At 39.3% G+C, this 22,723-nt stretch carries 18 protein-coding genes; 4 read left to right on the top strand and 14 right to left on the bottom strand.

The annotated features are described in order from the left end of the window. The first annotated feature begins 53 nt into the window (after positions 1 to 53). Complete coding sequence (locus B2W60_RS02975; RefSeq protein WP_292361778.1) at positions 54 to 581, top strand: cytochrome b; 528 nt, start codon at positions 54 to 56, stop codon at positions 579 to 581. A 64-nt stretch (positions 582 to 645) separates the two neighbouring features. Here B2W60_RS02975 and B2W60_RS02970 read toward each other — a convergent pair whose 3' ends face one another. From B2W60_RS02970 to B2W60_RS02920, 11 genes are all read right to left on the bottom strand, one after another. Beyond that, the gene (locus B2W60_RS02970; RefSeq protein ID WP_292361777.1) at positions 646 to 3,024 is read right to left on the bottom strand and encodes a tetratricopeptide repeat protein; all 2,379 of its coding nucleotides are present in this window, start codon (positions 3,022 to 3,024) and stop codon (positions 646 to 648) included. 15 nt (positions 3,025 to 3,039) lie between these two features. Further along, the gene (gene xrtD, locus B2W60_RS02965; protein WP_292361776.1) at positions 3,040 to 4,542 is read right to left on the bottom strand and encodes a VPLPA-CTERM-specific exosortase XrtD; all 1,503 of its coding nucleotides are present in this window, start codon (positions 4,540 to 4,542) and stop codon (positions 3,040 to 3,042) included. Positions 4,543 to 4,604: 62 nt separating this feature from the next. Further along, positions 4,605 to 5,732, bottom strand: a complete 1,128-nt coding sequence (locus B2W60_RS02960; RefSeq protein WP_292363957.1) for a WecB/TagA/CpsF family glycosyltransferase — start codon at positions 5,730 to 5,732, stop codon at positions 4,605 to 4,607. After that, entirely contained in the window at positions 5,732 to 6,991 is a 1,260-nt protein-coding gene (locus tag B2W60_RS02955; RefSeq protein ID WP_292361774.1) for a glycosyltransferase, read from the bottom strand. Before B2W60_RS02955 ends, B2W60_RS02960 begins: the two co-directional genes overlap by 1 nt. After that, a complete protein-coding gene (locus B2W60_RS02950) occupies positions 6,984 to 7,907 on the bottom strand; it encodes a glycosyltransferase family 2 protein (protein ID WP_292361773.1) in 924 nt (307 codons plus the stop codon). Before B2W60_RS02950 ends, B2W60_RS02955 begins: the two co-directional genes overlap by 8 nt. Positions 7,908 to 7,928: 21 nt before the next feature. Next, positions 7,929 to 8,921 carry a glycosyltransferase gene (locus B2W60_RS02945; RefSeq protein WP_292361772.1) on the bottom strand — a complete coding sequence of 331 codons (993 nt, stop codon included), beginning with the start codon at positions 8,919 to 8,921 and terminating at the stop codon, positions 7,929 to 7,931. 73 nt (positions 8,922 to 8,994) lie between these two features. Then, entirely contained in the window at positions 8,995 to 9,861 is an 867-nt protein-coding gene (locus B2W60_RS02940) for a sulfotransferase family protein (RefSeq protein WP_292361771.1), read from the bottom strand. After that, positions 9,848 to 10,822 carry a glycosyltransferase family 2 protein gene (locus B2W60_RS02935; protein ID WP_292361770.1) on the bottom strand — a complete coding sequence of 325 codons (975 nt, stop codon included), beginning with the start codon at positions 10,820 to 10,822 and terminating at the stop codon, positions 9,848 to 9,850. Before B2W60_RS02935 ends, B2W60_RS02940 begins: the two co-directional genes overlap by 14 nt. Continuing rightward, complete coding sequence (locus B2W60_RS02930) at positions 10,815 to 12,002, bottom strand: glycosyltransferase (RefSeq protein WP_292361769.1); 1,188 nt, start codon at positions 12,000 to 12,002, stop codon at positions 10,815 to 10,817. The genes B2W60_RS02935 and B2W60_RS02930 overlap by 8 nt, the downstream gene beginning before the upstream one ends. A 33-nt stretch (positions 12,003 to 12,035) precedes the next feature. Continuing rightward, on the bottom strand, positions 12,036 to 13,076 hold the full coding sequence (locus tag B2W60_RS02925) for a glycosyltransferase family 4 protein (protein WP_292361768.1): 1,041 nt from the start codon (positions 13,074 to 13,076) through the stop codon (positions 12,036 to 12,038). Positions 13,077 to 13,227: 151 nt separating this feature from the next. Continuing rightward, a complete protein-coding gene (locus B2W60_RS02920) occupies positions 13,228 to 14,382 on the bottom strand; it encodes a hypothetical protein (RefSeq protein WP_292361767.1) in 1,155 nt (384 codons plus the stop codon). 196 nt (positions 14,383 to 14,578) lie between these two features. On the opposite strand from B2W60_RS02920, the gene B2W60_RS02915 reads away from it, so the two are divergent. Further along, positions 14,579 to 15,397, top strand: coding sequence for a hypothetical protein (locus B2W60_RS02915; protein WP_292361766.1), 819 nt, complete (start codon positions 14,579 to 14,581; stop codon positions 15,395 to 15,397). On the opposite strand, the gene B2W60_RS02910 is transcribed toward B2W60_RS02915, so the two are convergent. After that, positions 15,386 to 16,735: an oligosaccharide flippase family protein gene (locus B2W60_RS02910; protein WP_292361765.1), complete on the bottom strand. Its 1,350-nt coding sequence runs from the start codon at positions 16,733 to 16,735 to the stop codon at positions 15,386 to 15,388. The two genes, B2W60_RS02915 and B2W60_RS02910, sit on opposite strands and share 12 nt — an antisense overlap. A 55-nt stretch (positions 16,736 to 16,790) precedes the next feature. On the opposite strand from B2W60_RS02910, the gene B2W60_RS02905 reads away from it, so the two are divergent. Further along, on the top strand, positions 16,791 to 18,290 hold the full coding sequence (locus B2W60_RS02905; RefSeq protein WP_292361764.1) for an O-antigen ligase family protein: 1,500 nt from the start codon (positions 16,791 to 16,793) through the stop codon (positions 18,288 to 18,290). 177 nt (positions 18,291 to 18,467) lie between these two features. Then, positions 18,468 to 19,922, top strand: a complete 1,455-nt coding sequence (locus tag B2W60_RS02900) for a GMC oxidoreductase (RefSeq protein ID WP_292361763.1) — start codon at positions 18,468 to 18,470, stop codon at positions 19,920 to 19,922. Positions 19,923 to 19,982: 60 nt separating this feature from the next. Here B2W60_RS02900 and B2W60_RS02895 read toward each other — a convergent pair whose 3' ends face one another. Together B2W60_RS02895 and B2W60_RS02890 are read right to left on the bottom strand one after the other, a co-directional pair. Then, on the bottom strand, positions 19,983 to 21,053 hold the full coding sequence (locus tag B2W60_RS02895; protein ID WP_292361762.1) for an SGNH/GDSL hydrolase family protein: 1,071 nt from the start codon (positions 21,051 to 21,053) through the stop codon (positions 19,983 to 19,985). Further along, positions 21,043 to 22,716 carry an MBOAT family O-acyltransferase gene (locus B2W60_RS02890; RefSeq protein ID WP_292361761.1) on the bottom strand — a complete coding sequence of 558 codons (1,674 nt, stop codon included), beginning with the start codon at positions 22,714 to 22,716 and terminating at the stop codon, positions 21,043 to 21,045. The genes B2W60_RS02895 and B2W60_RS02890 overlap by 11 nt, the downstream gene beginning before the upstream one ends. Positions 22,717 to 22,723 lie beyond the last annotated feature (7 nt).

Genomic DNA, 22,723 nt, shown 5'->3' with positions numbered 1-22,723 from the left:
TATTTATACTCAATAATCCTATAAGAAAATATTGGTAAACAAAGGAGAGTGAAATGTTACAAGACAACCATGAACGTTATGGCACGTTAACACGCGTTTTTCATTGGGCAATAGCGGTAATAGTACTGCAACAGTTTTTCAAATTTGCAGATCGCATCAATGATGGCGAACACTGGTTAGGTGACACATTCGGTCCCTGGCATGTTTCAATGGGTGCGGTGATTTTAATTCTGACTATCGCCAGATTGCTATGGACGTTAAAGCAAAAACCACAGCGACCAGTAAACCCTGGCCTGGACGGCGTTATTGCCAAAATAGCGCATCGTTTGATGTATTTTTCAATGCTCGTTATGCCTTTTCTGGGCGCATTGTACATTCACGGTAAAGGCTACCCGGTCAAAGTCTTTGGTTATGAACTGATTGGCAAACCAGCAGATGAAGTACCGTGGGCACTCGCACTGGGTGAATGGCACTCTCCTTTTGCTTTTTTATTGGTATTTCTGGTTGTCGCCCATATCGCCGGGGCGTTATATCATCACTTTATCCAGAAAGATGATGTGTTAAGACGCATGGCTGGTTAACAGCGGCATAAAAAAAAGCCTTGCAGCTTATAAAGCTGCAAGGCTTTTTTATGACATTTAAAATTTATAACTGGCTTAATTGCTCAACTATTTTGCCCGTTAACTCATTATCACTTTCTTCAGCTGCCATGCGTTGTGCCTGTTCAAAGGATTCACGAGCTTGCTGCGGCATTTCCAGGGCTATATATAAACGGCCAAGATGATAATGGAATAATGCAATAGCATTGTTACTTGAAGCTGCTTTTTCCAAAGCCGGTCTGGCATCGTCATAATTACCCAGCTTGTAATTCACCCAACCAAAGGTATCCGCAAAATACGGTTGCTCTGAATCACGGAAACGGCTGGATAACGTGAGTGCACGTTGCAGGTTTTCCGGTGATTCAAATTGTTCTGATAACAAACTCGCTAAGTTGTTCGCAGCAACATCAACGGAAGGGTCTCGAGCGATGACCTCTTCATAAAGCACACGCGCTTGTTCAAAGTTACCTGCTGACTCATAACTCGAAGCCAGTTGCATTGAAAGAATATTGTTTTCAGGATTCGCTGCAAGCCCCCGTTTGAAAGTTTCAATGGCTTTCTCGCTGTTTCCCTCACGCGTATGAAAGTCAGCGATAAAACGATAACTTTCAATCCAGCCGGGATGTTGTGAAGCACCTTGCTCAAGGGTCTCAAGAGCCTTTGTATTATCTCCGGTATCACGATAGACACTTGCTAAAGCAGCATATCCATTAATCTGTTCAGGATGATCGCTAATATGCTGGCGCAAGTATGTGACTGCGGCTTCATGCTGCTCGACTTTCATATGAGTTGCGGCCAATCCTTGTAAAGCTGGATTCAGACCTGGATTTAACTCAAGCGCCTTTTCAAACTCTACAATCGCCAGCGTGTAATCTTCCAGTCCCTGATACATCTGTGCACGTAACAAATGATTGACGGCCGAATCCGTTTCCAAACTATTCAGCGTATCTTCAGTTCCTGCCCAATCCTGTTTAAGCATTCTCAGTTGAGCAAGCGCCTGTAACAAGTCCTGATTTTTGCTATCTCCTCGTAAAGCATTCAACAGTACCGTTTCTGAACGGTCCAAATCATTATCACGAATCATCATCTGTGCTACAGCAAGCGCTGCCTGAACATTTTTTGAGTTTGCTGATAAAGCTTGTCTGTAACTGCTTTCTGCCAATTGTTCAGAACCAGAATTAGCATAAGATTGTGCCAGCAGCACCAATGCCTCATCGGCATTAGGATTGTTTCTGACTAAAATTCGAAGATTACTGATTGCCGCATCGTATTTTTCGCCTCTTAACTGAAGTTTGGCTTTAAGTAACAATGCCATTTCATTTTCGGAGGACTCTGCCAACACTTGATCCACAATGGTTTCAGCCTCATCAAAATTACCTTTAGAGGCTTCAATAGAAGCCAGGTTGATCTGGGCTCTGAAACCACCTTCACTGTTTGGCTCAGCCTGAATGATGGTTTTCAAATCGTCTACTGCTTCGGATGATCTTCCTTGTTGAATAAGCATTTCTACGCGTACAAAGCGATATTCAATATTATCCGGTTCTTGTTGAATAAATTTATCCAGTTGATTTATCGCCTCGTCGGCATTTTGAGATTCGAGCAACTTGATATACACCAGTTTTGCTTCTGTATCTTGCTCATTCGCCGCAATAAATTTCTGTAATTCAGATTTGGCATCTTCATAACGATTCAAGCCATCGCTTAGTAATTTCACTAAAGAAAATACAACCCAGCTCTCTTCCGGATAATCCACCATGATCTCACGGTACAGACGTTCCATGTCCTGATAGCTTTTTTGTTCATCATAAATTGCCAACTGAATCATTTTTATTGGCATCGCTTCAGGATGAACTGCTAACGCTTTTTCTGCTGCACTCAGCGCGTCAGGATACTGTCGCAATTCTTTATAAATCATTACCTGGTAAGAAAGTGCATCCAGCGATTTCGGATCAATTTCAAGCGCCCTATCAATATCTTTTTGCGCCTGGCCAAAGTTTTGCTGCTTCATAAATGCATTCGCACGCAATAAAATTGCTTCGATATTATCCGGTTCAATGGCGAGTACTTTTTCAGCACTGCTCAGTGCTTCTTCAATTTGCCCGGTAACCACCTCCATCTGACCTAATTTAAGCATGATTTTGGGGTTATCTGGATCTAATGATTGAGCAGCACGCAGATTGGCATACATCTCTTTCCATTTTTGGTTCTTTTCATCTATTAAAGATAGCTGATAATAAGGTTCTGCTTCGGTTGGGTTAATTTGAATGGCATTGCGGAACTCTAAACGCGCTTTATCATATTCACCTTCAGACATCAGCGCCTTACCGCTCTCGATAAACTTTTCGGCTGACTCCTCAGCAGAGCCACAAGCCGTAACAGCTGTCAGCAAGGCCATGGCAATAATGGATTTTTTTAATGTTTTCATAGCGATCATCCTGATTTAATCTGCAATATATCTTTTTAATTCCGGACCCGTCTGATCCATCAATAATTTTATTCTGGCATCGGCATCTTTCAGCGTCTCTCCGGGAGAGACTGGAGTGACATACCTCACAAGCGCGCCATCGGTACGGTTTTCAAGAATCGCATCATTAAAAAGATACCACTTATTTGAATACTCATTAGCGATGATACGCCCCCTCCCCTGGAACCAATAATAAACCAGCTGTTCCTGATCACCATTTTTAATGACAACGCGGTTTATGGGGTGGCCATTTACTTCATCTCGCCTGAAGTCTGCAATCTCCCAACCGCCTCCGGGGATACAGACCCTTGGCGAATGTGGCGAGACCCCTTTACGCTGGGTTTCATAATAGGCCACATAGAGATTCACCACATTTCTATCAATACCGGTGTAATTAACAAACAGGTAATCACTCATTCCCAATTGATCAATGACTCTTTCATCAAGTTTGTCATGCTGGCCAATCCAATCAGTAAACTGCAAAGGAAAGCTGATAAAGCCTTCGTGTGCAGGCACCTCTTCCTCCCGGTTATCCACAAACTTTGTTGAAAACAAAGCGATAATTAAAATCAAAATGACGACAATAAAGGGTTTATAGGAATAGGGTTTACTATTAATGCTGAACATATTATTCGAAGGGGCGTGATCGACAACGCCAAATAATTGTGACAACGTCTTGCGGCTTGGCGCTATTTTTTCCAGCAATACCACCAGCAAAAACAGCAAGGCAGCGCACGCCATAAAGATGATCCAGCCTTCAAAGTCATGCAGAAAACCTTCTGCCATTGAAATGCCCCAGTTATCCACCATGACGCCGATAACACCAATACGGAAACTGTTCATTAAAATTGTGATGGGGATGGTCATCAAAAACACGGTGGCGCGTTTCCAGAAAGCAGCTTGATAAAAATATGCCGCGATAAAGCCGAGACTCATCAGCGGAAACAGATAGCGTAAACCACTGCAGGCTTCAACGACCTGAAGCTTGTAAACACCCAGATCAATAATATTACCTTCCAGAAAAACCGGTATCTGGAACAGGCGAATGACCTGCACACCTATCCAGGATGAGAAAAGCTGTAATTTTGCGGTGAGTAAGACTTCAACAACATAGGGCAAGGGAATGGCAAACAACAGTAACAAAATAGGAACATAGGTATATTTTGTTGCTTTACCGACAGTTATCATTGAAAGGCCAAGCAAAACTAATATGAATGAGTATTGTATTAACAAATAAAGCGCGCTGATTTCACCTACAAAGAAAATACCCAAAGCGATAAAGATCAGTACAACACCTGACCACATTGGTGGCCCCATTGCGCTACTTATAAGGTGGCGTTTTTCCCACAGGATGAACAGGGTAACCAACGGGATCAAAAAACCATGGCTGTATTCTTCTTGAATCATCCATCGTGAGACAGCTTCTGAAAGGCCTGACCAATAGGCGATTATTGCCAGTGTCAGTGCGAGGATAAACATCCCTGTCATCTTAATATTTAACAACTTTGCGCCCCATCCGGTATATGTAATTCACATTCAAATCAGATTAACTTGAATCTTTGTAAAACGCTACTCAAACGCAGTAAAGTTATGATCTTGGCAGGGAAATCTTTAAGTAGCAATTCATTTTGCTTTTGTTCAAGCTGGGCCTGGAATGTTAATAATCTGGCAATAGCCGACATTGATAAATACCGTATTTCTGCACCATTAATAATAACGTCTTTACCACTCAACAATGCCGATTGCAGTACATTTTCAAACTCAATTGCCTGCCCTGTATTAATGCTACCTTTAAATCTAACTGTGAATTTATCCTGTTGCGGTAACGTATCAGCAAAAACTTGGCCATTGCCAATATCTGCTTTATTAACCAGTCGTCGAGAATAAACTGCCAAGGGCAACGTTTGTGTCACCAACATTTTTATAAACCTTAAGCCATCACCAAGATAGCGTTTGTATAATTTGGGTTCCTGTTTAATCCGCCATAACCACTCGAAACCGTAACGCTGCCACTTATCAGGCGCACGCTGCACATTACCCGCAACAAAATTAATGACCGCTCCCAGATGACTGATTACCGGTGCATTCAACCTACTGCGATTATGCATAATCCAGCGCTGTCCTTTTTTCGCACCAAGTGCTACTACGATAAAGTCAGGCTCACAGCCATTAATGTGGTTAATAATATCTTCCGTACTCATCTCTTCAATTGAGACAAAACCGGGATCATAAAAACCGCAACTTTCCATACCTTGACTACTTTCGTTCAATTCATGATGAGCTTTTACTGCGATGCCGGCTTCACCACCAAAGAAAAACACCCGGATTTTTTTCTTTCTTGGCTGATTGGACAGAAATGCAAACAAATCTGAACCTGCAACACGTTCGTAGATAGGTAAGTTAAGAAACCTGGCAACCCATATCAATGGCATTCCATCAGCCACGACCAAATCACTTTGTATCACCGAATTATAAAAATCCGGATCATCTTGGGCCATAACAGTGAAGTTAAGGTTCGGAGTAGAAAGAAAGCATGGGATTTGCTGGTCAATGGATTTGGAAATAATGTCAGTAGCATCGCTTAGTGACACAGCATCAAAAGGAAGTCCCATGAGGCAATATTGATCTTGACCAACGGCTAAACGTGATTTTGATCCAGGTGGGTTCATTATGAATGTCTAATATTAATTGATGACTTAATTAACTTTAAAAGCCTTGCGACGTTTTTATTCAATAAAAACTCATCTTCGACTCTTTGTTTACCACCTGAAATAATCCGTAATCGCGTATCAGATGAATCCATTAGCTGACATATCGCTTTTGATAGTTCCATATCATTTTCTGGGGGTACAGTTAATCCAGATAGGTTATTTAAAACAAGCTCCGGAATACCTGAAAGCTCAGTCGAAATCACCGGCACCTCACAAAGCATGGCTTCCATCAACACAACTGGTATGCCATCCATATCACCGTTGCTATCTTTTTTGCAAGACAATACAAACACATCTAAACCACTAATAAACTTTGCAACCTGATCATGAGGCAAAGCACCAACAAATTGCACGGATTCTTCGGTTAGCTCAAGCGAAGTTACTTGCTGCTTTAATGCGGTCTCCAGCGGACCGTTACCAGCAATTTTTAAACAAATCTTTCGTCCATCTCTAATTACCCCAGAAAGAGCACTGATTAACGTATCAATACCTTTTTTCTCAACCAGGCGGCCAACGGTACCAATCGTAAAAATATCATTGTTTAGTAATGATTTAATGGGAGGCTGCCAGCTCTGGTCTACACCACATCTCACAATTTGTATTTTTTTGGTATCAGCTTGTAAATCAGCAAGAAACCGACGGTTAAATTCTGAAATAGTGGCAAAAAAAGCAGAACGTTCCACTTTTTGTTTGAGTAACCAACCTCTTTCAAATAAATCATTCGCATGGGCCTGGACACTAAATTCGATCCCCACCATCGGCACAGCGTACATCGCAATATCGGTAGGAATATGGGCAAAATGAACATGCAAATGTTGAATTCTGGCTAGTTTTAATTGTTTAGCCAGCGTTGCCGCATAAAAAAAGCGATAACAAAGTCCTAAAGCAGAACGTGAAATCAAACCTTGCCGAATCACATCACCTGACAGTCTGCCTAATGCTTTTAGATAACCAACAGGGTGCCTAATTATCATGGTCACGTTATCGAACAAAACCTGCCATTTAGGCGTTTCGTACAAGTGAAATACATCACCTTTCAAGTCACTAAGCGATGCTTCTGAAGCTATATGGGCTGGACGATGAACAGAAAAAGGTTTAACGTAGGCACCCTGTTTGCCTAGCTCTAATATTTCGTTATAAACAAACGTAGCAGAGAGGGCAGGTATTTCTGGAGCCAAATAGGCAATTCGTAATAAAGATTCGGCCTTATCAGGCATACTGTTTTTCCCATACCCTTGCCTGCCGGGCATTTAAGTCTTCTGTTGCTTTGGCTTTGCCCTTTAACAAACATTGCCATTGATACTGATTAATGAATTTAACCAGTTCTTTATCCGCAAAACGTGGTTTACGCTGCAGCATACTTTTTACATAGCCCCACCACATAGCTGCGCCCCCCAGTAAGTACGGAGGATGCAACATCCGAAATATTGATGATGCTGTCATGTAGGTCAGGCCCGTCCCCATAAAATACTGACCAAAGCCATGGCGCATTCGGCCCGTAAAAATTCCCTGCTGACTGGACCCCATGGGACGTAAATGAATAAACTGTAAATCCGGCTCATCCCAACTCACTGCAATCCAACCAAGTTGACGACATTTATGACAGTCAATCCCATCCCACATTACCTGACGAACAAATCCACCAATCGCTTCAAAACAGGTACGTCGATAAAACTTGGTCATACCGACCGACATTTCATCACCACATTTTTCGCTTATTAATTCGGCGGTTTTTTTATCCCGAAAATAGGCTTTACCACTACAGGTCCCAATACGAGGGTTTTGCTGCATACGTTGGATCAAAACTTCGAAGTATCTGGATGGTAAGTCTAAATCCAGATCAAACTTACAAACATAATCAAATTGAGAAACATCAACCTGATCGTAACCGTGATAAAAAGCCTCAATAACGCCGGGGCCCACGCTGCGATGCCCACGATTTTCACGCGTAATGATTTTTATAAACGGATATTTCTCAGCATAGTCAGACAGAATGTTTGGTGTTTCATCAGTAGAACCATCATCAACAATGACCCATAAATCAGGCTGGACGGTTTGATTCACCACACTATCCAGCGTAATTCGCATGTATGCGGCTTCATTTCGACAAGGAGAAACCAAAAGATACGACATAAAGCTTTTCCTTACTCAGTGTTATTTATATTCGATAAGCTGGCTTTTAAGTCCAAGCTTTTTGTTTTTAAAAAACTGCAGCATGCCGGTCAATTGTGGCCATTTGCCAACGACATTGGAAACAGCATAAGCAAAAGCCACCTTGACATCACTCAAATGAGGGCGGTATCGCATGGTTAACCTGAGAATCTGCAGTGGATACACCATAAAAAGCACAAGCATAAAAGGCATTATCAGTGACAGCACAATAATTGCCAAAGGCAGCAGGAAAGACCAGAAAAGAATGCTTAGGCACTCTGACTGTTTAAATTTTTCGGAGGACTTACCATGTAATGCATATCCCTCCGCATAAGCATGACCCGCCCTTTGGTTGCGCTTCCACCACTGACTGAAGCGTGTCATTGCAGCATCATGCAGAGTCATTTCAGCATCCAAGCGCATCACTTTCCAGCCCAGTTGACGCATTCTGAAACACATTTCGGGTTCTTCTCCGGCAATCAAACTATCTTGATAACCATCCACCGATGTTAATGCAGAAACACGAAATAAAGCGTCGCCACCACAAGCTTTGGCTTCACCGATTGGCGTATCCCACTCAATATCACATAACTGATTGTATATAGTTGCTGTTGGATAACGCTCTCTACGACGACCACATACGGCTGCAAAATCAGGATGTGATGATAAAAATTCAAAAGCTAAACCTAGCCAGGAGCGCTGCACTTCGCAATCACCATCTACAAATTGCACATAATCCAACTGTGGATTAGATTCAAGTAAAACCGCCAGGCCTGCATTACGAGCCCTTGCAGCTGTAAAAGGCTTTGTCATATCCAGTTCAACAACTCTAACGCTCATTTCCAGTGCCATCTCAACACTGCCATCGGTTGAACCAGAATCAACATATACGATATGTTCGATATCATTACACAAGGATGTTAAACATTGCTTCAGACGATCGCCTTCATTTCTCCCTATGACTACTGCTCCAATAAGCTTTCCACTGTAATCCATAGAAGCAGTCATTCCTTTTAGATAAATCTAATTATTTTGAGTTTATAGAAACAACTTTTCATCAACATCATAGCTATTTTATTAGTCTTGCATCGGTAATTTTTGCACTTGATGAATAGTTACTTAAATCTAGCTCAATACCTAATAGTTTTCCCAAGTTTTCCAAGTCATCATTAAATATTTGCACTAGCTTTGACATGTGTTGTTCGTCAATTTGTGGCCGATTCTTTAATGTAAGTTGCTCTTTGACCTTATCCCGGAACGCTTTAGGGATAAGATTTCTTCTTAACCACGCTAATAACGGATGATTAATAACAAAATCATAGCCTTTAAAACGACGGATTCGATCACTTGAGACATTTTGTTCCGGTAAATTTTCATACCAGATAACTGGGGAGGAATATCCCAAAAAGCGAGTCACCTTTTCCAATTCATATTGTGGTCTAACTCTAAAAGCCTCAGAAAAGGCAATATGAATATTTTCTGCACCATAAGCATCTATGAAGGGGGCAAGCTGCATTGAGTAACGACTGTAATTTACAAGCTCATCAAACTCATCAATTGCCTGATTAATATTAACTTTTATAACATTTTGCGACCACTGATGAATGTAGTGAGAAACTAACCGGTCAATTGGATGGCGAATAACATAAATTAGTTTTAATGAAGGCAAATAGGCCTTCATTCGTTCTATCGTCTGGGGGTAATCGGGTAATTTTGTATAGTGCGTACTGGATTCACCACAAATATCGCCAGCGTCTGAAGCAGAGTAAAGATTGGCATACCAATCAAGCCCCAATTCATATATCTCATCATCACTGAAGAAATTTGGCTCTTTAGGGGTCGACATAAAAAAACCCGGCTGTAATGCCAGTTGCTCATGCAGCGTACTAGTGGCACTTTTCATCGCACCAATAATAATGAAATCAGGTTTGGTCATAATCATCAGGATGTGTATATGGCTTAGTCGGATTTAAATAATTTATCCAGTTATCCTGCCACTGCTTCGCGACTATCTTAGATTTATATTTATTTGAAAGCAGGCTTCTTATAAAGGCAATGAATGCGCCTAATGACCATAATATATTGGCTGACAATAAACCACTTTGGCCATACAGTTTATAAAAATAAAGGGTACGCGATTCGTAGAAATATCTTGGTACACGTTTACGTAATTTTGTTTGTGATTTTACTGGTGAGCTGCCACCACGAAGATGTACAACATGTGCCTCGGGGTTATTTAACACTTTCCACCCAGCCTTTAACGCACGAAAGCTAAACTCAACATCCTCATAATACATAAAAAATTTTTCATCCAATAAACCAATCTGCTCGATCACTTCTGCTTTGATCAAAATACATGCAAAACTTGTCCATTGATAATAATCTGAATAATCTTTTACTGGTTGAGCAACAACATACTTTCTGAATGCTTTAGTTATTAAGCTGGTACTTGCCGAATTGATGAACTCACTGATGGGGGTATGAAACCGGAAACAACTTTCCTGTGCTTTGCCAGAAGTAGACTCCAATCGTGGACTTATTAATCCTGCCTCAGGATGCTTGTTTGCTGTTTCTAAAAGAAGACGAATGGCACCAGGTCGGACAGTGGTATCACTATTCAGTAATAAGTAGTTTTTAGCTTTTACAGATTGAATGCCAAGATTATTTCCACCAGAAAAACCTTTATTAATATTTGAAGCAATTAAATTAACCCAAGAGTTTGCTGCATTTTCCTTGAGCCACTTATCGAGAATTAAGAGTGAATCATCTCGGGAGTCATTATCAATTACGACAACTTTCATGACGGAAATATCAACTTCACTGATCAATGACTCCAAAACACTTACAGTCAAGTGAGGTGTTTTATAGTTAATAATAATAATTGCTAAATCAATCATGTTGTTTCATCACATAACGACAGTTGTCAATGCGGTTCTGGAAAGTCTTTTCAAAAGTATGCGATTTGGCAAATTCAATGGCTCTTCGAGATTTGTCAGCGACTTCATTTCTGTTTGAATTAATCTCAATCAATTTTTCAACCAGAGTATTAATACTCCTTAACGGTACTTCCCATCCAACATCTGCAATCTTCAGAATCCCGCTGTGTGCTTTGTTTGCATAGCCTAATATCGGCACGCCGCACGAATAGGTTTCAAGATAAGTACATGAAGGATCACTTTGTTTGTGACAGCAAATAAAGACGTCAATATTTTGCTGGATGAAAGGGACTAATTCAGATTTATAATCAACTGCTCCATGAAAAGTTACAAAGTTCGAAAGTTTTGCCTTGTCAATTTCACGACTCAAGAACTCATTCAAATCACCATCACCAAAAATATCTAAATGAAAATCTACTTTTTTTTTCTTCAGAATCTTGGCAAATTCAATTAAATCATCAGCACCTTTCATGGCAGTAATACGCCCGGAAAAAGCAAGTCGCAGAGTATTGTTACTTAATAATCTACTAAGCCGTTCATTTAGGTTTTCATTGCTTATCAGCATGTCGACTGTATTGCGTGAATCAAAATATAACAGTGCTGATTCAGCATCTTTTATTCTATTCTGATAAGCATTATAAGCGGGTGTTCCATTTGCTTGTAAGCCATCAGCATAAACCAAAGATGAACGGCGCTTTAGCTCCATCAAGAGCAGCCAGATCGTCGTCTTTATTTTTTTGAAAAAAGATGCACTGGATAAAAAATTAATTTGTATACGTGTTTCCAGTATGTACTCAATGTAATAAATACATTTAACCTTATATAAATGACAAATTTTAGATAAGCCTAAATTGCGAAACTCATCGGCCGAAACAAGCGCAACATCAACTCCGTTTAAATGTTTTATACCTGGCTTTTCATCATCATCAAGAAACACGAATTTTATCGGTGATGCTTCTTTAACATATTCCACTAAACCAAATTTCGGGAGCGGCGCTGTACTTTTTCTTATACAAACCTGCAACGCTCCTCCCCAAAGTCTCTGATATATGCTTAATCCATCATAGAACTTTCTGTCAAAGAACTTTTTGTCGTTCTCTATCCAATACCCTACAGAAGGGATAAGGCATAGTTTACTCATGGGTATACATCTGACTTATAGTGACGAAATACATTAAATATCCTTGGATGATTCCAAACTATCTATTAAAGCTGACTCGAATTGATCGCAGGATTTCTCCCATGAATTCTGTTGCGCGGTTTCAAAGGCATTCTCTGATAATTGCCTCCACTCTTTTTCAGTTGATTTTGATATCAAATTAATTGCGCCAGCTATTTTTTCGGCACTGTAATCATCAACTAATATTCCATTTTCTGGTGTTATCAGATCAGTGGCAGCACCTGCTGGAGTGGCTATTACCGGGGTTTTACAGGACATAGCCTCTAATATTGGCAAACCAAACCCCTCTTTGATACTAGTAAACAACCACGCATCACATGCTGAATAAATATCTTTTATTTGATTTTGATGAGGACTCAAAAAAAACTCGGTTTTATCAGGTAGCGGCATATCCAGGGTTGGGCTCTCAGCAGCAAAGACCTTTACAATCAATTCCGGATTCGTTTTTCTAGCAAGTTCAATAGCATCAATGGCTATTTGAGTCCCTTTATAATGTCTCGGAGAATACATAAAACCCACTGTTGCTGTTGTTTGTTTCTCTCTTGCAGGTGAAAAAAACTGTTTGCTGTCGACACCGTTTAACACAATAGCATCCACCAAAACATCTTCGTAAGTTTTCAGGCAATCGGCAATCCAGCCAGAAACAACAATCTTTTTGAATGGTAACCTGAACGTTTGCCTTACCCGCTCCACAGGAAGCCAGGGGTGAACCTCATAATGCTGAATAAAATAGATTTTCTGCCCCTTGGACTCAGAAAATTTTGCGACCCATTCGGCTGTGTTCCAAAAGGTTGCAATTACAACCTCTGCATCCGGAATATCATCTTGTGTTACGTTTTCATGAAAAGGTAACTCATGCAAACCAGCCTTTTGATGATCAAAATATGGGCAAGTCAACTTTGACGGACGCTGCCCTTTAAGTAACCTTAAAAATACTTTAAGTTTTTGTTTAAACGTTTTTTTTGGGGGAGATGGATATAGAACATTAACTTTATGGCCCCGCTCTGCCAAAAGTTGAGCATATATACCAACCACTCGCACTCCACCGGTAAGGTTCAGCTCAGGAAGAACAAACGTAACCCTCAATGCAGATCCTTTATTATTTTTATATTAAAGTCCATGTTCAATATTTAACTTTTGGCAAACTGATTTTTTCAAACTACATTCTTTAAGTTCAAGGGGATAACTATTCCGGTAGTGAATCTAAATAACATTCCAAAGCCGTTGTATTAGTTAGATCCACATCATCAAATGTAATAATTTGGCCTGGCTCAATCTTTCTGATGACAGGTGTATCTTGCAACAAGCAAATTGGCACAGCATTTTTATGATTTTTAATCTCTAACACATAACCGCGGGCATCGAACCCCCCAGCACCTTGCAAAATTTTATCACCTGGATTTAATTGTCTTTTTGCAACCGCCCCAGCTGTTATAGTTGGTGATGAGGAGTTATTAATTAATACGCCTTCACCATTAATTACACGACGGAAAGTATTCATTACTTCCAAATGGGGGATATGGAAAGGTCGTACAAAAATATATGCTGTTTTTTTAGTTGTTTTTAACCTGCTCAATGCCAAATATCCGGGAAGCAAGTTTGCTTCTTCGTGATCTGCTAGAATTAAGACTCCTGGTGGCGCGCCATTGCATAATAAATATTCACTCACGGGGGCACCAAGTGCTTTGGCTGCATCAACCAAATAATCAAGGTCTTCTAACTTTTCAACCGTTGCGCCTATCATTCCTTCCTTCGCAATTGCTGCATTTAATCCATTTGCGACCAGAGCCTGCTCTATCTGAAGTTTGGTACCATCTGTAAATGAGGTAACTTGGGATAAGGTAAGTTTTTGTTTATCTGCCCAGTAACGCATCTCCTCTTCTACCGGGTTCGGATTAAGAAATCCTTTTAAATTTACATAAGCCAGAGGTTCACATCCCATACCTACAAGCTCTTGTTTAAGTCTTGCTAAACATCCAGGCTGATCACCATCAGCTTCACTTATATAGGCTCCACGTTTGATAAAGTAAGATGCTGATGTCACTTGAAACTCAGCATCTATTGTAATAACTTTTTTATCTGTTTTAACAACTTCTGATATCACTCTGGTAGCGTGTAAGACATCACCTGAGCACTCAAGGATTAAATCCGATTCGTCAATTAGCTCCTGAATGGATTGTGTATACAAGCTTTGAGGCAATTGAGGTAAGTCATTAAAGTCGAGTTTTCTGCGGGTTAATATCTTTGATACGGTCATATCAGAAGACTTAAGAAGCATTTTTGCTACACCATAAGCAATAAAGCCTGTTCCAACTATACCAATTTTTGTTTTATTCGACACGCCCCCTCCCTTGGTCATTGCACTACCCATCTTTCAGTACATCTTGAACCTATGTATATCATTTGCAACTAACACTGCCAACAACAAATTACTTATGATAAATTTTACATTGTTATTTTTTCAAACAATGCTGCCTTTTAATATGGTTTGTTATAAGGCTATACTAGCTATGTCAACTAATAATATGAGTCTCTGAATGTCTTCACAATACGACTTAATTGGTAAACTTGCTCAATATGAGCATTTAATTGTTCTTAAGGATTGGCTAAATTTTTTACAACAGCCACCACAAAAAATAGTACTTTATTCTGATCTCGATCAAGCGAAAGTCGAGCAAGATTTAAAATCATCAGGCTATACGGGGACACTCATTTTGATGCCCTTTGTTGAGGGTGATGATTTAAAAAATGATGAAACAAGCATTCTGGAAAAACTGGTTGCTCAATGTAGTGCAGAAATCTATGTATCCATCAACCTTGATACGCTGGCATATACTTCTGAAAAAAATTGGTTACCAGAAATAATTGATGATTTGATGCAAAACAAATATCAGTTTGTTACTGGGTGTGGAATCATCTTTGAGGCAGATCAGCCAATAGAAGGGACCGAATATTTAAAAACTCAACGTTTTAGCTATAATTTTTGCATTATGAAAAAAACTTTATGGCAGGAAATCATGGATGAGTTCCGTGATGCTGATATAGATGAAAGCATACGCAGATTTCATTGTGAATGGGCTATCGAGCAAGGTCTTCTCAAATACAACTATTGGGGCCGAAGACGTCTGGACTCGATGCACTGGCGTGTTTTTCATGTACAGGAATGGGGGCCTAGAATGGCCAAAGTACGGCGAGACTTTTTTGCTGGAAAAGGTATTAAATCGTATGCGAATAAAATTTTTGAAAAAACAAAACACCCTTGGGAGCAATATTATAAATACCCAAAGCCAAAGATATTAAAACGGTTTCGTATCTGGCTGGGTGAGAAACGACGTCGTTTAATATCAGCTAATTAATGAAACTAGATAATTGCCTAAAAAATAAGCCACAAAGAACATTGGCAACATTAAAAATTCGCGTTTGATATTTAATATGCCCGCTTTTTTCATCATGAAGAGAGTCGTCGGTATATTCGCCATATCAAGCAATCCAATAAAAACTATTGCACCGATCAATCCATAAAAATTGTGAGCCAGCGGCAATCCAATAAACAAAACTGTTACCGTTACCATCATCATAATAGCGTGACTTTTGGAATCACCTCGAGCCATTAAGCAGGCTGCCGCCATATTGAAGCCAACAAAGACAATTGAAACCGACAGCACTTGAAACATCCAGCCGGATTCCAGATAACGCTCATCATACAAAAACGCAATAATCACACTGCCAGAACTGGCTAAAAATCCTGCAGCTGTCATCGTCAAAAAGTCGACCCTTAAACGCAGTCGATAATAGACTGATTTTATTTTTTCAGGATTTTCTCTAAAAACCTCACTCAGCATGGGATAGAATACTGAACCGGCAAGTTTTTTCATGATTTCACGCGCTGCATTTGCCATAAAAAAGGCAATGCTGTAGATGCCCAGCATTTCCGGCGTTAACCATGCCCCCAAAAATAACCTATCCCCCTGTGATAACAAAAAACCTAATATTGACCCCAGAAAAATCCACTTACCAAAATGAATAATGTCATGGAAATGCTGTTTCTCAATTCTAAAGCGACAGCGGTCACCTAAGCTGGAATGATGAGATAACAGCATTTTGGCGATGGCTGAGATCAAACCAGCAAGCACTAACACCCATATTTCGCGCCAAAACCAGGCCACAGAAACCATCACTACCAAACCAATTGCCTGGCTGAACAGTTCAATCGAAATAACCTTTCCAACAAGTAACTTCCTGTTAAGTAAAAAAAGATTAACAGAGTTACAACCGGCCAATACTGCAGTAAATGACATAACCGCAAGTACGTACGGTAATATCGGATCTGCATAAACTGAATTTTCCGGGAAAAAGTTCTGTTGTTGTGCAAAAAATAAAGCCAGACTTATTAATAATGCAATGATAAAGATCAGAATTCCACGAAGGATCTGGACACTCCAGGCCGTATCCAGGTAACTTTGGTCCTCCCCCTTTTTGCTTTGTACAATGTTCTGCTGTAATCCAACATCAGAAAACATTGCAATCCCCATCATAAATACCGTCACAAGTGCCATTACACCAAACATGTCCGGTACCAATAGTCGGGTCATGATCAGGTTGCTGGCTAATCGAAGAATTTGTGAACTCATATGGCCTGCAAACACCCATGCGGTAGATGTCGAGACACGTTTTTTCAGGGATAAATTGTGCATAGTCGCTTATCGGTTTGTTTGTTAAGATGCGTTTTTAAAAAAATATTGTGAGATCATGTCTGAGTATATCCAAACGGTTCTTGTTATAACGGTTCTCACGGGAATTACCTACAGCCTGATGAATAAAGCACTGGCTGGCAACTTCAATATCAAGCAGCTTAAAAAATGGCAGTTCTCATGGTTATTAATGCTTTATGGTGCCATTTTACTTAAAAATATATGGTTTATTGCCGCGGCGGTTTTTATTGTTGCGAATGTTAAAATAGCAGCAAATTCAATCCAGCGAGTATATTTTTATCTGGTTTTAATCTGCACGATACCACTTATCGATGCACAAATACCCGGCTTTGCTGGTATACAAAACCTTTTCCTATTAACTTATCCAAACTTGATGATTATCAGTTTGTTACTGCCAGCACTCATTAGTCTAAAATCATCCCAAAAATTATTTTCCATTCCTACCGATAAATACATAATCACGTTTATTGTTTTAGTTTCCTTATTGCAATTCAGAGATAACACTATTACTAATGCCGGGCGTGAATCCTTTCTGTTATTTATTGATATCTTTGTGCCCTATTACGTTATTACCAGATTAATTAATACCCATGAGCGTCTTAAACTAGCACTTACTGCTTTATTTATTGGCATTATTCCTTTTGCGTTAATCGGTGTATTTGAGTTATTAAGCAGTTGGTTTATGTACACATCCATCGGCTCTGAAATTGGCTTTAAAAGTGCTTTCAATCAATATCGGGATATCCGTGGTGGTGGATTGAGAGCCATGGCTGTATTTTTTGGACCGATTGTTTTGGGTTATGTGATGATTTATGCTGGTGCCATCTTATTGTACCTGCAACACTTCATAAAAAACCGAAAGTTAGGTTTGTTGGCTTTTGGTGCGATTATCTTATGTCTACTGGCAACAAAATCAAGAGGTCCGTGGATAGGCTTTGCTTTAATGACAATGATGTTTATCTGGACCGGTCGAAATGGTTTTGGAAAACTTGTTAAGTACGGTATTTTGGGATTAGGCCTGTTAATACTGGCAAGTCTTACCCCTGTGGGTAGTAAATATGTTGAACTTCTTCCCTTTGTAGGTGATGAGAGAGCTGATACGTTTGACTACAGGGCCCAACTGCTTGAAAACTCCATGATTCTTTTTAAGAAAAACCCTTTATTTGGCGACATTAATTTCAGAAGCACTCCTGAGATGGAGTCTCTCCGCCAAGGTGAAGGCATCATTGACGTAGTAAATACTTATATTGGAATATTGCTTCCTTACGGACTAATCGCCCTGTTGTTATTTGTAGGTGTATTCGTATTTCTGATTTTTCGGTGTCGAAAGATTATCAAAAGACCAGATATTGATATAGAATCAAAGCTGATTGGTAGAGTTTTTATTAGCTGTATTGCTGGAGTAATGTTTACCATTTTTACCGTGAGTTCTGTCAGCTATATACCAACGTTTTACTGGGTTCTTATTGCCTTATCTTCTGCTTATATTAATATCAATAAAAACCGAAAACCTGGACTAAATAATGAATTATCATAGAAGAAAGTTGCTAAAGAGTGGACTTTTAGGTGTTATAGGCATTTCTATTTTTAATATTGGGATTTTACATTTTTTAAGAAAATCTGACATACACATAACAACTATAGGAAAAGACAGCTTTTTACTTAACGGTTGGCTAATCACCAAAAATGACCTTCGAGATTAATAAAACTAGTTATGATTATTAATTTCAATGAATACTCAAACGCATCAGAACGAAGTTATGATTTTTGTATTTGTGGTGCTGGTGCTGCAGGAATAACGTTAGCATTAGAACTCGCAAATAAAGGTTACATTATTGCGCTTTTTGAGGGCGGAGATAAAGAATATAGTCAGCAATCGCAAGACATTTATGCCGGTGAGGTTACTGATACGAATCCCTACTGGCTTGATCTTTTCAGATTACGATTTTTAGGTGGAACTACAAATCACTGGGCTGGCAGATGCCGCCCTTTTGTTAAGTTTGACTTTGAAGATAAAATTATTAATGGGCTACCTGGCTGGCCTATATCGTTTGATGAAATAAACCAGTTTTTACCCAAAGCCATTGAGGTACTTGAGCTAGAAAAAGATAATACATTTAAACCTGCCGAAGGGACTAAGATTAATAGCGAGAATTTTATTCCGGATATTTATGCATCCAGTAACGTTAAGTTTCGCGATAAATTTCTAAACGAACTCAATAAACATAGTAATATTGATTTATTCGTAAATGCCAATTTAGTTGATATTAGGTTGAAAAACGATTTTAAAACCGTTGATTCAATAACCATTCAGAACTACAGAAACCATCAACAAGGCTTTTCAGCACGCAAATTTATTATTGCAATGGGTGCCATTGAAAATGCGCGAATTCTACTAAACTCCAACTCTCAAATTGCCGAAGGCATTGGCAACCAAACGAGAATGGTTGGTAAATGTTTTATGGAGCATTTCAACATCCGTTTAGGAGAATTTGTTTCAAACAAGGCGGAATGGGGAGAAATCGAAGCTATGCAATTTATGACCTCTCCTAATTTTGCTAAAGAAATGAATACCGGTTTGAGTAACATCACTTTTGGAACCGTCAGTCAAATCAAGACTTATGGAAGAACTGCAGAATTAAAAGCACTATTTAACAAACTTTCATGTAAATTTGGTTTATCAGAGAGCTTACAATTTTTATATCGCCATGACTGTATTGGCGAAGGGATCATTTCTACACTTTTTGAACAGTTCCCCAATAAAAAAAGTCAATTAAGCTTAATTGATGAAAAAGATAATCTTGGTTTGAACCGTCTAAAGTTGAATTGGGAACTCAGTGAGGCAGATGAACACTCTATTAGAACAACAGCAATAGCAATTGCAGAAGATTTTGCTAATAGTAACCTTGGACGAGTAAAGTTAAATTCATTTATTACTAATCATGATGAAAAAATCGAGATTTCTCACCATTCTCATCAGATGGGTACAACTCGTATGTCCTCATCAAAACAATATGGCGTTGTAGATGAAAATTGCCGCGTTCATGACACAGAAAATTTATATGTGGCTGGTAGTAGTGTCTTTGCGACAGGAGGTGGTGGGAACCCAACTATGCCTCTTTTACAATTAACATACAGATTAGCTGATCATTTAACATCTTTTGAATAACTGTGGTGATTGATTCATCAAAGTTAATCAATAAGTATAATCCATATAACTGGTTATGATTTAAAGCAGCCCATCTTTGAGAATACGCTTTGCAAGCAACTCTCCGATAATTCGGCATCCCAATGGCGTAAAGTGTCCATGGGATCTTTCATGGTATATAAGGTGGCTAGCTTCTGCCGATTTTTGCAGCTCGACAATGGGACTGACAACATTAAACTCATCTCGTAAAAATTCATTTAAGCTGGATTGAAAATCAACCCGCGTTTTTCTTGTTGGTATTTCAAGAATTAATAAATTTGCCTGATTTTCTTCAGCGACTTTTTTAATTTCTTTTAACAAAAATAATGATAAAACTTCTTTACGAGAAGGTTGTTTGTTCTCGATTTCTTTAGCAACTTCATCTGTAACTTGTGACTTTTCAGGCGGGTCATTACGTTTTACCAGCAAATCTTTAATGGTATTTGCTGCCCAACCTCTGAACCAGTTATAAAAATGACTTTCACCGGCTAACCAGCGATAAAAACTGAATTGATAAAGAAATTCACGAATTTCAATACCAGGTAAATAGGTTGCATTTCTACGGACGAGTTGATTATTTTCAACTTTAAATAAGTTAGACCGAATATTGTCATCCGGATCCGTATCATGCCAGGTGACCAAAACTAAATCCGGCTGGTATTTAATGCCTTCATTTTGCAACATCAACAGCTGTTCAGCTGTACCATAACCGGAAACTGATAAGTTAATAACCTCAACCTTCTGATCAAGCGTGCTCATTAATTCCCGTCGCATCACTTGCGTGAAGGTGTCTTCCAACTCCACTTCATAGCCCATTCCAAATGAATCACCCAGGATAACGATTCTTTTCGTTCCATCAGGCTTTTCATAAGCATATTCAACATCTGAGCGGATACCCTTTGAATTTGTCCGCATGATCACTTCAAAATCAGGGGATTGATGCTTATACACCTGGTTCGGCATATTGACCCGGATACCGAAATCACCTGCTTCAACATAGCGAGGTAAGATTGGCTGTGGCTCAAAAACACGCATAAAAGCCTCAGCTGCAACAAATATCCAAATCAATATAAAACTATATTTGAATAAAATTTTAATGTATTTAGAAAGCAAAATAGATAAATTCCTGTCCACCGGTAGCCGCTAAAACAAGTAATGACATAATAATATAAACCCATATATTAAGTCGGATAAACCAATGCCAGTGCTGCATGGGATTTAAATTATTCGCTTTGTACTGAAAAACCTGGAAGATGATTAAAAACCAGGAATAAAAAAGCAGTGTTTTTAATAGCTCCAATGTCTGGGGTGTGGTGAGTGGGTTAAAAATAATGCCTTCCAGATAGCTCACAATCGTTGCAGGACTATCAGCCCGGAAGATTAACCAACCAATACACGTTAACTGGAAAAAGAAAATTATCATTAGTACCTTTTTCCATTGTGGATAATTTCCTCCCATTTCGGCATCTATTCCTAAAGCCCTATATATTGCAAGTAAAGCGCCCTGATAAAAACCCCATATTACAAAAGTCCAGGCTGCTCCATGCCACAAGCCACCTAAAATCATGGTTAACATCAAGTTCCTGTATGTCAGGAGTGAGCCTCGACGGTTCCCTCCCAATGGAATATAGAGATAGTCTCTTAGCCAGGTAGAAAGACTAATATGCCAACGACGCCAGAAACTGGAGGGATCGGTTGCAAAATATGGCAAACGGAAATTTATCATTAAATTAAAGCCAAATAATTTTGCGGTTCCTCTGGCAATATCAGTGTAACCGGAAAAGTCACAATAAATTTGCAAGGCAAATGCATATAAAACAATTACCAGGCTTAAACTGTCCGTCGGTGGTATACCCCCTGCTGGTGCACCCGATGCATAGTATTCAAAAGTTGGATTAACAATCTTTGCCAGGTTATCCGCAATAACCAGTTTCTTGAATAACCCCCAAAATATCAGCCAGACACCCTCTCGAATATCCGACCACTCCGGGGTAGGTCGGACTTTCTGAAACTGAGGTAAAAGAAGTTTACCTCTCTCAATCGGGCCAGCAACAAGTTGAGGAAAGAAAGAAACATACGCTGCAAACTCGGTTAGTTTTTTCGATGCTTTTATTTCACCCCGATAAACATCAATGGAATAACTCATCGTTTGGAACGTATAAAAGGAAATACCAACCGGTAATATAATATCTAAAGTGAATGCCCCAGGGGTGTATCCAAACAGCGATTCAGACATGACAACAAAGCTATCAGCAAAGAAATTAAAATATTTAAAGAACCCCAGTATTGCTAAATTTGTAGCAATACTTATAAATAAAAATACTTTCTTTCTATTATGTTGGATAAATCCAGAAAACTGAGAATAGAGAATATTTGCTGCAACAACGACGACTGAAGTAGCTATAAAAACCTGCCAACCAAGGGAACTAGCTAACAAATTTGACCAGTCAATCGTGAGCCTGAGAATATTTAAATCAAAATTGATTGCATCATACTGAATCACCAGGAAAATCAGTGCTGAGACCAGCAGAGATGCTGAAACTTGTATTCTGTCTTTTTTGGATATTTCCCCCTCATCTATCATCTGTGCCATGCAGTAATCGACTGCAGTGGATAAGACGATTAGAAACAGGAAACGAACATCCCAATAACCATAGAAAAAGTAGCTTGAAATAACAATCAATGCATTTTGTGCAAATAATTGTTTTTTAAGAACCCAATAGGCAATTAAAACAATAAATAAAAATATTGCGAAATCAAATGATGTAAATAACAAAGGGCTT

The organism is Methylophaga sp. UBA2496 (assembly GCF_002341635.1).
Classification (GTDB): Bacteria; Pseudomonadota; Gammaproteobacteria; order Nitrosococcales; family Methylophagaceae; genus Methylophaga.
Note: the sequence above shows the minus strand (reverse complement) of the source record. Positions and strands in the feature narration are given on the sequence as shown.

Bases quoted from the DNA above. Each gene is read 5' to 3' on its own strand.
- B2W60_RS02975 (WP_292361778.1), top strand. From the start codon at position 54: ATGTTACAAGACAACCATGAACGTTATGGCACGTTAACACGCGTTTTT.
- B2W60_RS02970 (WP_292361777.1), bottom strand. From the start codon at position 3,024: ATGAAAACATTAAAAAAATCCATTATTGCCATGGCCTTGCTGACAGCT.
- xrtD (WP_292361776.1), bottom strand. From the start codon at position 4,542: ATGTTTATCCTCGCACTGACACTGGCAATAATCGCCTATTGGTCAGGC.
- B2W60_RS02960 (WP_292363957.1), bottom strand. From the start codon at position 5,732: ATGAACCCACCTGGATCAAAATCACGTTTAGCCGTTGGTCAAGATCAA.
- B2W60_RS02955 (WP_292361774.1), bottom strand. From the start codon at position 6,991: ATGCCTGATAAGGCCGAATCTTTATTACGAATTGCCTATTTGGCTCCA.
- B2W60_RS02950 (WP_292361773.1), bottom strand. From the start codon at position 7,907: ATGTCGTATCTTTTGGTTTCTCCTTGTCGAAATGAAGCCGCATACATG.
- B2W60_RS02945 (WP_292361772.1), bottom strand. From the start codon at position 8,921: ATGGATTACAGTGGAAAGCTTATTGGAGCAGTAGTCATAGGGAGAAAT.
- B2W60_RS02940 (WP_292361771.1), bottom strand. From the start codon at position 9,861: ATGACCAAACCTGATTTCATTATTATTGGTGCGATGAAAAGTGCCACT.
- B2W60_RS02935 (WP_292361770.1), bottom strand. From the start codon at position 10,822: ATGATTGATTTAGCAATTATTATTATTAACTATAAAACACCTCACTTG.
- B2W60_RS02930 (WP_292361769.1), bottom strand. From the start codon at position 12,002: ATGAGTAAACTATGCCTTATCCCTTCTGTAGGGTATTGGATAGAGAAC.
- B2W60_RS02915 (WP_292361766.1), top strand. From the start codon at position 14,579: ATGTCTTCACAATACGACTTAATTGGTAAACTTGCTCAATATGAGCAT.
- B2W60_RS02910 (WP_292361765.1), bottom strand. From the start codon at position 16,735: ATGCACAATTTATCCCTGAAAAAACGTGTCTCGACATCTACCGCATGG.
- B2W60_RS02905 (WP_292361764.1), top strand. From the start codon at position 16,791: ATGTCTGAGTATATCCAAACGGTTCTTGTTATAACGGTTCTCACGGGA.
- B2W60_RS02900 (WP_292361763.1), top strand. From the start codon at position 18,468: ATGATTATTAATTTCAATGAATACTCAAACGCATCAGAACGAAGTTAT.